Consider the following 13636-nt stretch of genomic DNA (forward strand, 5'->3'; position numbering starts at 1 on the left):
TCACTCTCCATCATCTGCGGGAATATACAGCACGCTGCCACCGCTGAGAGTGACCTGCTGTTCGAGTTGCGCATGGCCGCCACGGGCAATCACCAGATAATCGACCTGGCTGGCGGGCAGTAGCGTATAAGGCGCGTAGGTATTGAACTTGTCACGGGTACACAGCACCGCGACGTTGCCAGCGCGTGCCAGCATCTGCTTCTTGAACTGCGCCTCCTGATAGCGCAGCGCGGTAAAGCCACTGTCGGGATCGTAAGCACAGACGCCGGTAAAGGCGATATCGAAACGAAACGAGGCAATCTCGGCCAATGCCTTGGCATCGACGCTGCCGCCGATTTCTGCATCTACCTCACCGCCTATCAAAATAGTACGGATCCCGGGGCGTTCCAGCAGGCGGCTGGCCACGCTTAACGCATTGGTCACCACGGTGAGTTGCCGATCGCGGGGCAGCAGATCGGCCAGATAAAGGTAGGTGCTGCCCGCATCAAGAAAGATCACCTGCCCGGTTTGGATCAGGGGCAAGGCTGCTTGAGCCAGCCGCTGTTTTTCATCGCCACTTATCTCAACCCGCTCGGCCATGTAGCCACCGGCAGGCGTGAGCGCCAACGCCCCACCATAGATCCGTTTGCACAGGTTTTGCGCCGCCAGTTGGCGCAGATCGCGGCGGATGGTGGCCTCTGTGGTATGCAGTTGCGCCGCCATTTCGATCGCCAGCACTCGCCCCTGCTGTTGCAAGGTGGCAAGGATGGCCTGGTGGCGCTCATTGGGCAGCAGTTTTGACATTCTGAAGGTCCAGCGACGTAACAATGAACATAAATGTATACAAACGAACACAAACGTACAATGGTTTTCTATAAAAAGCGCTTTTGGCGATTTTCGCCGTCAGGATGTTGGCTATACTGGAAAAAGTTACGTTAACGCAGACGTAACGCTCTGATTAAACACCTATTGAAAGGCAAGTTGCGGCTTGAAAGACAGGCGGCCATAAAGGAAAAACAATGCTATTGAGAGTTGCAAGCTGGCTGTTTCAACTACCGGGCAGGCTATTGGCACCGATCTTCCGCAATCGGCTGACCCTGTTGATCTTCTTTTTGCTGCTTGCTGCCGGGGTTTTGCTGGCTAAGCACCACTTCAGTGAAGGAGTACAGGAGGAGAGTTTTACCCTTGCCGCGCCACAGAATTACGTGATCCAACGGGAAGCCCCATTACGGGAAGCACGCCAACACTGCGTTGGGCCGTTGCCAGATAATCAGGGCAGCCCATGGCCCGCTTCGGCAGGTTATCTCCATGAGCCAGATTGGCAAACCGGCAGCAAATTGCAGACGTTAACGCTGGATAATCAGCACAATGAATTTGCCGTGTTGGTCAAACTGGAGAACGCCACCAAGCAACTGCTGGCCGAGGTGTTCCTCCCCGCCGCCAGCAGTTTCAATATCAAGCTGGAGCCCAACGGCCGCTATGTGATGAAGGTGAAAAACATCCACAGCGGTTGTAGCTTCCGTACGGCCCTCTCGGTGGCAGATCGGCCCGATGGCAGGCTACCATTGACCTTTTCAGAGGAGGGGCCAGGCCAATATCATCCGATAAGTGATAGAGAGTTCTAGCAGCGTCCTACCGGGTTATTTTTTCGCCGGATGGTCGCGGCGGAACAGCTCCCAACTTTCAATCTCTTGCCCATCAGGCAAGGTGCAGGTGGAATACTGCCCCTGAGCATTCTGCTTGGGGTTAAGCTTGCCGCCAATCTGGCCGCAATACACATCTGCCGGATTCGCCATGCCAATTACCTTCGGCGGCGCAGGCGCATCATCATTGGTTTTCGCCGTACACCCCTGTAACAAAGCCACACTAGCGAAAAGAGAAAGCATCAGGATCTTGGTCATTGAGATTATCTTCACCGTGAATTGAGCGGGAGCATCGCTCCCCTAAAGGGATCAGGAAATAAAGGACATGCCCTGCTTCAGCACCAGATCGCAGGCTTTCTGCTTCACCTTCTCGGTAATTTGCGAGGTGCCAAGGCTATTCAGATCCAGCGTGTTGCCCTTGCCGGTATTCAGCAGGCCACCCAGTCCTTGCTGATAATCTTCACTGTTGGCATTGGCCGTGCTGGTGATGCCCAGTTTATTCAGCAGTTGGTCTTTCACCGCTTCGGTGCCGTTCGCCGACAGAACGTTATTCTGCACGCAGTATTGCAAGATCCCTGCAGCGTTGGTCATGCTGGAGGAGCTCAACGCTTTATCACCGCCGTTGAGTAATCCGCTAAGCGAAGACAGCGACATGCCACCGTTGCTGGTGCTGCCACCCGATTTGCTCAGTTCTGTGGCAGCACTGCTGAGAGAGTCCATCAACCCGGCGGCCTGGGCGCTGCCCGTAGCCATTACCGTGGTCAAGCTCAGGGCCAACAATAAGCGATGTGTGGTATTCATAACGGTAAGGCTCCTGTGTAACTTCGAAATGACGGCGCAATTAACACCACGCTTAGCTCGGACGCCGTGCCAAGCGACAAGTTCCGTTCATTCGGGCTGTCGCGCATTTTTCAGAATTTCGGCAAGTCATCAGAACTGCCAGCGCAACCAGGCAAAGAACACGTTACCGTTATTGTAGGTACCCGGAATATAGGTGGCCTGGAAGGTCAGTTGCTTATAACCGATCGAGGCCAACGGCAGCGGCGCGGGGATCGGGATATATTTCCAGTTATCACGAGCGGTCACGCTGGCGGTAAACCCCAGCCCCAGACGAAAATCCTCCCCTTCAATCGGCCGCCAGATCTTCTCATAGGCATAACCGCCGATCGGCTCCCACTTGTTGAAGGAGTCCTTGAACGCCATCAGGTAGATCGCGTGCCAATCACCATCGGCATCAAACCGTGAGATGCCATAGCCCGCTCCCCAGGGACGCTCGTTGTACTCGTCGGTCTTTTCCTTATCGTAGGTCCAGCGGTTGTGCCAGGTGATCGCCGGGAGATAGAGCTCCTTATTGGGCGAGTTGTTCCAGGTTTCCGCCACGTTGCCGGTAAAACGCCCCCACCAGCCTGGATCTTCAGCGTGCGCGACATTGCTATTTTCCGCACTAACTTCGGCGTAGGAAGGCAGTGCAGGAAATATCAACGCCACCCCCCCGGCTAACAAGATCCTTTTAACCACCATTTCGCAACTCCTGTAAAAATAAAGCCGGGGATTCTTACCGATCGTCCTATCCTGAGCAAGCCGTATCTCACTGGCCCGATGCTTTTATCACCCCTCGTTGAGAGACGGTTAAGTTTGGTGCCCATTGGCGTACGCGCCCAAGTTATGCGCCTGTACACGCGTTGTCTGTCAGAAAACTCCGGTTATCCTGCTTGCACCTCAACGACTTATGGAGGAACCTTAGGTTTTATTTGCCGAGGGATAGGTATGGTTATTGGTCCATTTATTAATGGTGCAGCAATATTGGCCGGTGGTATTGCAGGGGCAATGTTGGGTCATAGGCTGCCGGAGCGGGTGCGCCTGGCATTGCCAATGACCTTTGGTATTACCTCGATGGGCATGGGCGTAGTGTTGATCGGCAAGGTCGCACATATGCCGGTGATGGTATTGGCACTGGTGCTGGGAGCACTGCTTGGCGAGCTTTGCTACATCGAACGGGGCATCAGCCGCATCGGAGGCTGGGCCCGAAATCTGATGGCCCCCAAAGGCGCTGTCAGAGAGGACCAGAAAGAGTTTCTGGAGGCATATGTCGCCATTATCGTGCTGTTTTGTGCCAGCGGCACCGGCATCTTTGGCTCCATGCACGAAGGGATGACCGGGGATACCAGCGTGCTGATCGCCAAATCGTTCCTCGATCTGTTCACCGCGCTGATTTTTGCTTCCACGCTTGGCCTGGCCGTGGCGTTGATCGCCGTCCCGCAGTTGGTCATCCAGCTAGCGCTGGCGTTTGGCGCCGTGTTCATTTTGCCGCTGACTACACCGGCGATGCAGGCCGATTTTTCTGCCGTTGGCGGGTTAATGATGTTGGCCACCGGCTTGCGCATCTGCGGCATCAAGCTGTTCCCGGTAGCCAATATGCTGCCAGCATTGGTGTTGGCGATGCCGATTTCGGCGGCCTGGATCATGTTCTTCTGAGCGCCACTCCACCACTTTAAATTATCTTCCTCCTGGCGTAGCGAAAAATTGACGCCCAGCCAGGAGAGCAATGACGATGGCGGAAAGTACCCGTCTGGCGTTTCCTTTCTGCCCTTGCCGCAATTTCCTGCGGCCATCAATGCAAGAAAAGTACCGCCCCCTGCGAAAACCGCTGTTGCTACCCCTTTTGGGTCGTAAACTCCTTGATACGATAGGCAATCCTTCCCCAAACCCGCTCAACTTGAACAAGCCGCCACTTTCACCAACTGTTAATGCTGACGCCCTACAAGCGACTCGCATTTTCAACGATTAACCGCGCGACATCGCCAGCCGTTCCCTGCTGCGCCCGGTTAAATAACAATAAATTGACGTGAATGTGGAGCAATCAATGAGGATCACCATAGGTTCATTCATCCTGCAACAACTGCGCGCCCTGAAAGTGGATCGCATCTACGGCGTGCCCGGCGATTACAACCTGGCACTGCTGGAAACCATCGAGCATGATCAAGAGTGCGAATTCATTGGCAACTGTAACGAGCTGAACGCCGCTTACGCCGCCGACGGCTATGCCCGCCTCAAAGGCGCCGGGGCGTTGATCACCACCTATGGCGTGGGCGATCTGGCGGCCCTTTCCGGCATTGCCGGAGCCTATGCGGAATCCGCCCCGGTGATTTGCATTGCCGGTACGCCACCGCTGCACGCCATGCAGGGCAATGCGCTGCTGCACCACTCCCTGGCAGACGGCAATTTTGATAACGTGATGAACTGTTTCCGGCAGTTCACCGTGGCGCAGGCGCTCATCACCCCGGAAAATGCCGCCACGGAGATCCCGCGAGTCATCGCCTGCGCCTGGCAACGCAAAAAACCGGTTTACCTGCAGCTCCCTTCAGACATTTGTGAAGTGGAAATTGAGGTTGCCGATAATCCCGCCCCGTATCGCTTGCCAAGCAGCGATGCCAGCCATCTTCAGCTTGCCAGCGCAGCCCTGCTCGAACGAATTAGCCGTGCTAAACGGCCAATCATCCTGATCGATCAGATGGTCGAACGATATCAGCTTCAAACGCAGGTGTTAGCGCTGGCGGATAAATTCGCTATCCCGTTAACCAATATGCCTACGGCAAAATGTGCGATCTCAGAGAACACGCCGGGCTGGCAAGGTGGTTATAGCGGCGATCTATCTCGCCCCGAGCTGTTCGAGCTAATGGCCCAGTCGGATTGTATTTTAAGCTTTGGCGTACGCCTGGTGGATTCCACTACCGGCTATTTTAGCCAGCAGATCCCAGAGCAGTCGGTGGTAGATATTCAGCCTTTTTCGCTGAAGCTGGATAACCTCTCCTATCCGGCGGTAACGGCAAGCGAGCTGCTGCAAGCTCTACTGGAGAAAGCTCCTGCCACCAGCCAGCCGCCGCTGAAACCACTATCCGGACCGCAGCAGAAACTGGCGCAGCCAAGCAGCGAACCGCTCGATCAGGACTATTTCTGGCAGCGGATACGGCGCTTTATTCAGGCGGATGACGTGCTGGTTGTTGAAAATGGTACTTCTGGTGCAGCGATCGGCGGCATGCGAATGCCAAACGGCGTTACCGTGGTCAACCAACCGATTTGGGGATCGATCGGCTATACCTTACCGGCATTGCTCGGCACGATGATGGCCGCGCCCGAACGCCGGCAGTTGCTGTTTATTGGTGATGGCTCTTTCCAGCTCACCGCCCAGGAACTCTCAACGCTGTTACGCCATGAGCAAAAGCCGATCGTCTTTCTGATCAATAACGACGGTTACACCATTGAGCGCTATATCCTTGGCGAAACGTCGTCTTATAACGATATTGGCTCGTGGGATTATGCCAAACTCCCGGCGGTGCTAAGCCCGCAGACCCAGGCGTTTTGCGTCGCGGTAGAAACCAGCCAACAGCTGGAGATGGCGCTGGAGCAGGCTTCGCGTCAGGACCAGTTGGCGTTTATCGAGGTGAAGTTGCCAATGATGGATTCCCCACCGGCGATGAAAGAGTTCTGCCGCCGCTGCAACAGCTTTAACTTTGGGCTACACAACCCAAGGCGCATTGCCTGATAAAACCAGGGCCTGGCACAGGGATACCGCCAGGCCAAACTGAACGGGTATACTGTGCTCCTCTCAACGGCTAGGCAAAAGGCCATTAAAGATGTATTTTATATACATCAAATATAGAGGAACATCATGATGGATCAGCAGACCACCCTGCCAGAAAACTACTACACCCAAAAATACTCCCTGACGGCCACCCATTCCGAAGTCCTTGAAGCCGCCAAACTGATCGCGCCCGGCAAGACGCTGGATCTGGGCTGTGGCAGCGGACGCAATTCGCTGTATCTCAACCTGAAAGGTTTTGATGTTACCGCCTGGGACAAAAACGCTGCGTCGATCGCCGCGATAAACCAGATCATAGCTACCGAGCAGCTTACACACATCAGCGCCAGCGAGCAGGATCTCAATACTCATCGCTTTAGCGGCCAGTACGACTTTATCTTGTCTACCGTGGTGTTTATGTTCCTGGATCGCCAGCAGATCCCACACATTGTGCGCAATATGCAAGACAGCACGGTTAAAGGGGGCTACAACCTGATCGTCGCGGCCATGGATACGCCAGATTACCCTTGCACGGTGCCCTTCTCATTCACCTTCAAGCCGGATGAGTTAAAAGAGTATTATCGAGATTGGGACATCATCAAATATAACGAGAACCCCGGCGAGCTGCACCGCGTAGATGCCGAGGGCAACCGCATCAAACTGCGTTTCGCCACCTTGTTGGCGCGTAAATAGTCCGCAAGTGTCACGCAGTACAAACCAAATGTCAGGCAGATGAAAACCGCATTGGGCATAACGCTATAGACTGTTAAGGGTAACGATCCGTTTATTCCCTTAGGAGGGCGTATGCCTAATGTGACCATACTGGACAGCGTAGTCCGTTTCCTCGATCGTCAGCACGGCCTGTATATCAACGGCCAGTGGCAAACCTCCCTGGCCGAATCGCGGCTGGCGGTCTATAACCCTGCTGACGGCAAACAGATCTCCTGCACCGCCGATGCCAACGCCGCCGACGTGGAACTGGCCGTCATCTCGGCCCATCAGGCCTTTACCGCTGGCGTTTGGGCACAGCGCCTACCCGCCGAACGTGAGCGCATTTTACTGCGCTTCGCCGATCTGGTTGAGCAACACGCCGAGGAGCTGGCCCAGTTGGAAACCCTGGAACAGGGGAAATCCATCAACATCTCCCGCGCCTTTGAAGTGGGCTGCACGCTGAACTGGATGCGCTATACCGCCGGGCTGACCACCAAGATCGTCGGCCAAACCCTGGATGTCTCCATTCCGATGCCGGCGGGAGCCAAATATCAGGTCTATACCCGCAAGGAGCCGATCGGCGTAGTGGCCGGGATTGTCCCCTGGAACTTCCCGCTGCTGATTGGCATGTGGAAGGTGATGCCAGCGCTGGCTGCGGGCTGTTCTATCGTCATCAAACCGTCTGAAACTACGCCTCTTACCCTGCTGCGTGTAGCTGAGCTAGCCAGCGAGGCAGGCGTACCACCGGGCGTGTTTAACGTGGTGACCGGCAAGGGAACTGTCTGCGGTAAGGCGCTGACGGAACATCCGCTAATCGCCAAAGTGAGCTTTACCGGCTCCACGCCGGTGGGAAAAGGGATCGCACGCGCAGCGGCGGATCGGTTAACCCGAGTCACGTTAGAATTGGGGGGTAAAAACCCGGCCATCGTGCTGAAAGATGCCGATCTGCAACAGGTGATCGAAGGATTGATGGCCGGCAGCTTCCTCAACCAGGGGCAGGTCTGCGCCGCCAGCTCACGTATCTATATTGAAGCACCGATTTACGATCGGCTGGTCGCCGGTTTTGAACAGGCAGTGAAGTCACTTTCTGTCGGGCCGGGGATGGATGGCAACGCCCAGATCAACCCACTGGTGTCCAAAGAGCACCGCAACAAGGTGGCCGCCTATCTGGATGATGCCCGCAACAAACACGCCGAGTTGATCACCGGTGCCGCCGGGCCAGACTTACAAGGCTTCTATATTCCCCCAACGCTGGTGATCAATCCTGATGACAGCCTGAACCTGGCGCGGGAAGAAGTGTTTGGCCCGGTCGTCAACCTGATCCGCGTGGCGGATGCCGAGGAAGCGCTGCAGAAGGCCAACGATACCGACTATGGCCTGACAGCCAGCCTGTGGACCACCAGCCTGCAAGCGGCGATGGCTTATACGCCACGCATTCAGGCGGGCACGGTGTGGGTCAACACTCATACATTAATCGATGCCAACATGCCGTTTGGTGGCTTCAAGCAGTCTGGCAGCGGCCGTGATTTCGGCCCGGATTGGTTGGATGCTTATACAGAATCCAAATCGGTGTGTATTCGTTACTAACCGCGCTGCATCCATTAAAAAGTAGGGGGCGAATTCTCATTCGTCCCCCTGTTTTATGGATAACTCAAAAAACTATTGCTGCTTTTGCCCGTTCAGATTCAGCGTTGGCGTTTCATCGAAGAAGTTCCACGGTTTGAGCAAGGCGTGCACCCACTCGGTTGGCATAATCGGCCACTCTTCCGCTCGCGCCACATGGGTGGTGCCGGTGGTGAGCCAGACCACGTCGTCGGTGTTGTCTATCGGCTGATTATCCGCCGTGTATTGGCCCAGCCCGGTATCGTGGATCGAGCGGTTCGGGTATTTGCCTTCCGGATAACGCTCATTCGGGTTGTAACGGGTTACCCACAGTTGCCGATCCATAAAGCTCAGACGGTGGTAAATCCATTCATCCTTGCCAAAATTGGCCCCCTTGGCGATCGGGTGCGTACCACCCGCATACGGGATCAACTGATAGGAAACCGGGTTACCCATCTTGTTCAACCGGCTCGGGTTGCTGAGCAAGCGGATAGTGGAAGGATCGAATTTCTGTGCCGCCTGCTGTTCGGTAGTGACTTTCACCTGATCGACCTGCATGGTGCTGGTACGCGGGCCGACCCGATCGTTAGGCTTCACATCCGGATTTAACTCCACCAAGCTGTTATTTTCGCCATCCACATCCATATCCAGCCGGAAGTTGTATATGTGCTGATGGGTGGTGCCGACAATGTTGTGATCGATCAGCGTGCCGTATTGCGTATCCTGCTTGGCTGTCGGATCCTGCATGGTTCTGGCTTTCACCCCTTTTACCGCTTCAATACCCGTCGCCCCTGCGTCTATGCCGATGGTGCCATTCTGGTGGAATACCCAGTCGAAGATGTAATCGTAGTTGCCCACCGTACTGATCCAGCGCACTACCAGTTCACGGCGTTCGGTGCTGATATTCGCCTGCCCCATTTCCTGATGCTTGTACTCTGGCCCGGCGTAACGCTCAAAGATGGCGATGGCACGTGGAATAGCGGTCGGCTTACCGGTGTAATCGGCAATGGTCTCATCCAGCAAGACCGCATTTTGCGGCGCATCTTTGCCAAGGGCAATCGGTGAGGTAAGCGTGCCCATGCCGTAATCCCCGGCATCCAGATAGGCTTTGAAATACCAGCCCACGTCCGGATCGCCATAAGGCACGATCATGCCCCCCAATGACCCTTCATACATCACCTTGCGCTTACGGCCATTATCGTTATAGGTCACGGTTGAAATCACTGGCCCGACGCGGGAATTCAGATGCAGGTGGAAATCCCAGTTCTGCCAGTGGATGGTGTTGCCGGTGATGGTGTAGTTTTTGCCTTCCGGCTCTATGATATCCAACGGTTTGATTTTCGGGGCCTTGCGGTCGCGTCCGTCGTACGGCGTTGGCTTCATCGGCACCGGGATCACCGGTCCCTCTTCAATTTTGATGATTTTCTTCTGTTCGAGGTCGACCACTGCTACCAGGTTTTCGATCGGATGAGCCCAGTAGTTGCCATCACCAACGTCGAGATAGCTGACCACTTTCAGCAGGCGTTGGTCCTGCTGCAGGCCATCTTTGCCGTCAAAATAACCCACGGTCAGCGGCGTGGTGATCACTTTGCTCGGGTCCGCAACGCCATGTTTGTTCAGGGCTTCGGCATACTCTTTACTGGCGTTGATAATGCTCTGAACGCTGGCGAAGTCATCCAGCAGCACCATTCCCTGAGCATCTTTGATCGGCTGCCAGGACAGCACCTTTTTCTGTTGCAGATCGACCACGGTTTCAATCACATGTACCCCGTCGAGCAACGTGATGTCGGCCTGCCGGGGCTGCTGTACGTCACGGCCGCTTAGCACGAACTGCCAGACCTGGCTTTTTTCCGGTTCACGCAGCGAGATTTCGGTAAAGCGCACGTTGTTTTTATACTGCGGAGCCGCCTTGATGATGGCGACCGCCGCGTTAATCTCCGCCGCACTCAACGGATTTAGCGGATGGGCCCGGTGCTCTACCGCAAAGGTCTGATCCAGGCCGGACTGGAACACCTCGTTGATAAACTCGTCGGACATATAGGCCGTTTTACCCTTGAACACCACCGGCACCTGTAATCTCAGCGGCTTGCCGTTAACGATGGCTTCGCGGCTATCCGGTTTGACCTTCACATAGGCGCCATCTTTAACGATCACAAACATGCGGGCGTAGTCATCCCACTGCACACTAGCACCAAACTCCTCCAACGTTTTTTGCAAAGGCACCATATGTGCCACGGCACCATGAGCCAACGCAGTTGGCTGCCAACCCGCGCCGATCAGCAAGCCTAACGCCAGCGCAATCGCCGCTGGCAGACGTTTGGTTTTGATTGTTGTTGTGTTAGCTACCATCTTTCCCCCGTCACCCATCAAAGAGATATTACCGCCGTTGTTGTTGTGATGAGCCCGTTTTACGGGGCCCCAATTCACCATAGCAACTCTTCACTGGGGATATTTTGTTGTGCTTGCCATCCGATTTGTCACTCCTGACAATCTGCTGGCAAATCATCCAGGCGGGGTTACAGATACTGCTTGCGGTACGCGCTCGGCGAGACGCCAAAACGGGCCTTGAAAGCGGTGGAGAAATGGCTGTGATCGGTAAATCCCCAGTCATAACCAATATTGGCCAGCTTTTGCCGCTCCTTGGCCTGGCGCAAAACCTGGGCGCAGAGATCCAGACGACGGTTTTTAATGTACTGCGCCACCACCAGCCCCTTGCGGGCAAATAGCCGGTACAGGCTACGCACGGAGACGCCTATCTCACTGGCAACCCATTCTGGGCGCAGCTGTTCGGACTGAATATGCTGATCGATAAACGCCAGCGATCGGGTAAAAATGCGCTCGTGGCTATCTTGCCCCTCATCTTGCTCCATCAAGGCTGGCTGTAACAAGGTGGCCACGGCGTTAAGCACCGCTTCGCTCTCCAGGCGGCTCATCTGCGCATTCTGCATACTGCCCAACACCAACTGCTGGCTGAGCTTAGCCACTGCGTTATCGGCAGCAATACGCCGCGCACCGGGCAGGTCGGTAAAACGCAGTTGCTGCTCGAGATAATTACGCGGCAGCAACAGTGATAACTGCCGGGAACCCTGTTGGTAGGTAAAGCTGCTGGGCTGCGCGGCATCGATCAGGGTGATATCCCCGGCAGACAACACCGCCTGCCGATCGCCCTGCTCCATAACCGACTGGCCACGCAGTTGGAATACGGTAAAAAAGTGGCAACCGTCACTTTGCTCTACTTCGCGGCGGGTGCGATAAAGTCGGGTCTGGGCAGCATCGACTATGCTCAGGCGTAATGCATGGGAGTGGAACTCCTGGATCGCACCGGCAAACCCAGGCGCCAGGGTTTTGGCACAAAACCGGCCACAGGCAGAATTGATTTGGCCTAACCACTGTTCAAAACTGTCATCAGTGAGCCGGGTAGCAACCACCATGATTAACCCCTTGAAACATAAGTAACAAAAGAGAACAGGCTTATCGTACTGAGCAGCATGCCCCGGTAACTGCGGCAAGTTGGACATCAGTCAGAAAATTAACATAACAAACTGATAACATACGTTCAACATTGTTCAGGGGGTTTGATGCCGGGATCACAAACTACAAATAGAGGATAACTGTCATCGCGGGGATAATTGCTATAAATAATCGCAGAAAAAAGAAGAGACTATGGGGAATAAAGGAAAGGTACAACACCATCCATAGTGCCGTACCTTAACGATTACTTGCGATTAAGCACCGCAGCGAGCCAGATCGGCTGGTTCACGAGTCAAAAATTCACCGAACTTGCCTTGGCAGGTGGCAACGCGACGGCAAACGGTTACCGCAGAAGAACCGCTACCTGTGGTTTGACGCTCATAGGTAATAACACAGCCAAGTACATAACCGCCAACAACATTTGAAACTTCAGATGCGTTTAATTTTTTCATAAATATATCCTTATAGTAATTACCAAAATGAATTTGCAATATTTTGCTAGAAAATAACTTTAATTTGATGAGATATACTCGTCTTAAAGCGATTAAATTATAATAATAGAATAAATCCACAGTCAACATTAAAGCCTTACCTACCCCACGTTATGGATTGGTCTCAATTAAAAACAAGAATAATCCACCATTAAAACCCTAAACATACATTCATTATATGATTAATAAAAAAATATCGGATATAAAATATTACAATATCGGCAATAGCAATAAACCCAGCTGACCAGTTATCATCTCATTGGACTTTATTGAATAGAGTTCATCCTGGTAAGTCCCCAACAGCAGACCAAACACGAGTTGATTACGTGATCTATATCACTGTATAAATAAACAGTGCGTATAACATAAACAATCAGGCACAACAAGAATCAATACCACTGGAGAAGACCATGAATAAAAATATCGTTAGCTGGTTTGAAATTTATGTTACTGATATGCCCCGAGCAAAGAAGTTCTATGAGGCAGTATTCAACACGCAGTTAGAAAAACTGGAAACCGAGGGCATGGAATACCTGATATTCCCTTACCAGGAAGGTGGGGAAGGGTCTGGCGGCGCACTGGTTAAAATGGCTGGTGTGCCAGTTGGAGCGGGCGGAACCATGGTTTATCTGTCATGTGAGGATTGCGCCGAAGAAGAAAGCCGCATTGTGCCAAACGGCGGTGAAATCCTGAAAGAAAAATTTGCCATCGGCGAACATGGTTTTATTTCCATCGCCAAAGATAGTGAAGGCAACGTGATTGGTCTGCACTCCATGAAATAATGCCCTCTGGCTATAACAATACGCAAATGATGCCCCTCACCCTAGCCCTCTCCCAGAGGGAGAGGGGATCAGATCGAGTTCATTGATTGCTCTGCATAATCCCCTACCTTGCTTCTTCTTACCCCCTGGTGCGGTTCTGAAAGTTCGGCGACATACCAGGGATAAGGGAGCGATCGAGTTTTCTGAGATTATCTATTTACTTCCAAAAGAGCAGTGCGAGTTCATTGATTGCTCTGCATAATCCCCTACCTTGCTTCTTCTTACCCCTGGGGTGGTTCTGAAAGTTCAGCGACACACCAGGGATAAGGGAGCGATCGAGTTTTCTGAGATTATCTATTTACTTCCAAAAGAGCTGGGGCTATCAGCTCCCTCTCCCTG

14 protein-coding genes are annotated in these 13636 nt (G+C 53.7%); 7 read left to right on the top strand and 7 right to left on the bottom strand.

Annotation, left to right across the window (positions count from 1 at the left end; genetic code table 11):
* Nucleotides 1-783 (bottom strand): DeoR/GlpR family DNA-binding transcription regulator, encoded by a 783-nt coding sequence (locus IMQ33_RS23585; protein WP_065683883.1) that lies wholly within the window; start codon nt 781-783, stop codon nt 1-3.
* A gap of 215 nt (nt 784-998) precedes the next feature.
* Here IMQ33_RS23585 and IMQ33_RS23590 point away from each other — a divergent pair, with 215 nt between their 5' ends.
* Entirely contained in the window at nt 999-1604 is a 606-nt protein-coding gene (locus IMQ33_RS23590; protein ID WP_196062940.1) for a hypothetical protein, read from the top strand.
* Between the two features lie 15 nt (nt 1605-1619).
* On the opposite strand, the gene IMQ33_RS23595 is transcribed toward IMQ33_RS23590, so the two are convergent.
* From IMQ33_RS23595 to pagP, 3 genes are all read right to left on the bottom strand, one after another.
* A complete protein-coding gene (locus IMQ33_RS23595; RefSeq protein ID WP_098928476.1) occupies nt 1620-1880 on the bottom strand; it encodes a DUF333 domain-containing protein in 261 nt (86 codons plus the stop codon).
* Between the two features lie 51 nt (nt 1881-1931).
* Complete coding sequence (locus IMQ33_RS23600; RefSeq protein WP_161713479.1) at nt 1932-2423, bottom strand: DUF2501 domain-containing protein; 492 nt, start codon at nt 2421-2423, stop codon at nt 1932-1934.
* A gap of 129 nt (nt 2424-2552) precedes the next feature.
* Nucleotides 2553-3143 (bottom strand): lipid IV(A) palmitoyltransferase PagP, encoded by a 591-nt coding sequence (gene pagP, locus IMQ33_RS23605; RefSeq protein WP_186579605.1) that lies wholly within the window; start codon nt 3141-3143, stop codon nt 2553-2555.
* 246 nt (nt 3144-3389) lie between these two features.
* Here pagP and IMQ33_RS23610 point away from each other — a divergent pair, with 246 nt between their 5' ends.
* The 5 genes from IMQ33_RS23610 (at nt 3390) to IMQ33_RS23630 (ending at nt 8499) form a co-directional block, all read left to right on the top strand.
* The gene (locus tag IMQ33_RS23610) at nt 3390-4097 is read left to right on the top strand and encodes a DUF554 domain-containing protein (protein ID WP_196062941.1); all 708 of its coding nucleotides are present in this window, start codon (nt 3390-3392) and stop codon (nt 4095-4097) included.
* Between the two features lie 70 nt (nt 4098-4167).
* Complete coding sequence (locus IMQ33_RS23615) at nt 4168-4410, top strand: hypothetical protein (protein WP_138106248.1); 243 nt, start codon at nt 4168-4170, stop codon at nt 4408-4410.
* 75 nt (nt 4411-4485) lie between these two features.
* Entirely contained in the window at nt 4486-6165 is a 1680-nt protein-coding gene (locus IMQ33_RS23620; protein ID WP_196062942.1) for an alpha-keto acid decarboxylase family protein, read from the top strand.
* Between the two features lie 126 nt (nt 6166-6291).
* Complete coding sequence (gene tehB, locus IMQ33_RS23625) at nt 6292-6894, top strand: tellurite resistance methyltransferase TehB (RefSeq protein WP_173409737.1); 603 nt, start codon at nt 6292-6294, stop codon at nt 6892-6894.
* Between the two features lie 111 nt (nt 6895-7005).
* Nucleotides 7006-8499, top strand: coding sequence for an aldehyde dehydrogenase family protein (locus IMQ33_RS23630; RefSeq protein ID WP_196062943.1), 1494 nt, complete (start codon nt 7006-7008; stop codon nt 8497-8499).
* 72 nt (nt 8500-8571) lie between these two features.
* Here IMQ33_RS23630 and tynA read toward each other — a convergent pair whose 3' ends face one another.
* The 3 genes from tynA to IMQ33_RS23645 all read right to left on the bottom strand — a co-directional run bounded on the left by tynA (nt 8572) and on the right by IMQ33_RS23645 (nt 12566).
* Nucleotides 8572-10863 carry a primary-amine oxidase gene (tynA, locus tag IMQ33_RS23635; RefSeq protein ID WP_196062944.1) on the bottom strand — a complete coding sequence of 764 codons (2292 nt, stop codon included), beginning with the start codon at nt 10861-10863 and terminating at the stop codon, nt 8572-8574.
* A gap of 167 nt (nt 10864-11030) precedes the next feature.
* The gene (feaR, locus tag IMQ33_RS23640; protein ID WP_065683875.1) at nt 11031-11945 is read right to left on the bottom strand and encodes a transcriptional regulator FeaR; all 915 of its coding nucleotides are present in this window, start codon (nt 11943-11945) and stop codon (nt 11031-11033) included.
* A 294-nt stretch (nt 11946-12239) separates the two neighbouring features.
* Nucleotides 12240-12566, bottom strand: coding sequence for a DUF4762 family protein (locus IMQ33_RS23645; RefSeq protein ID WP_139102336.1), 327 nt, complete (start codon nt 12564-12566; stop codon nt 12240-12242).
* Between the two features lie 320 nt (nt 12567-12886).
* Between IMQ33_RS23645 and IMQ33_RS23650 the strand changes: the two genes are divergently transcribed.
* Nucleotides 12887-13258 carry a VOC family protein gene (locus tag IMQ33_RS23650; RefSeq protein WP_196061685.1) on the top strand — a complete coding sequence of 124 codons (372 nt, stop codon included), beginning with the start codon at nt 12887-12889 and terminating at the stop codon, nt 13256-13258.
* The last annotated feature ends 378 nt before the right edge of the window (nt 13259-13636 follow it).

Origin of the sequence: Serratia sp. Res13-Sevr-LER1-36-b, assembly GCF_015673035.1 — a bacterium.
GTDB classification, from domain to species: domain Bacteria; phylum Pseudomonadota; class Gammaproteobacteria; order Enterobacterales; family Enterobacteriaceae; genus Chania; species Chania fonticola_C.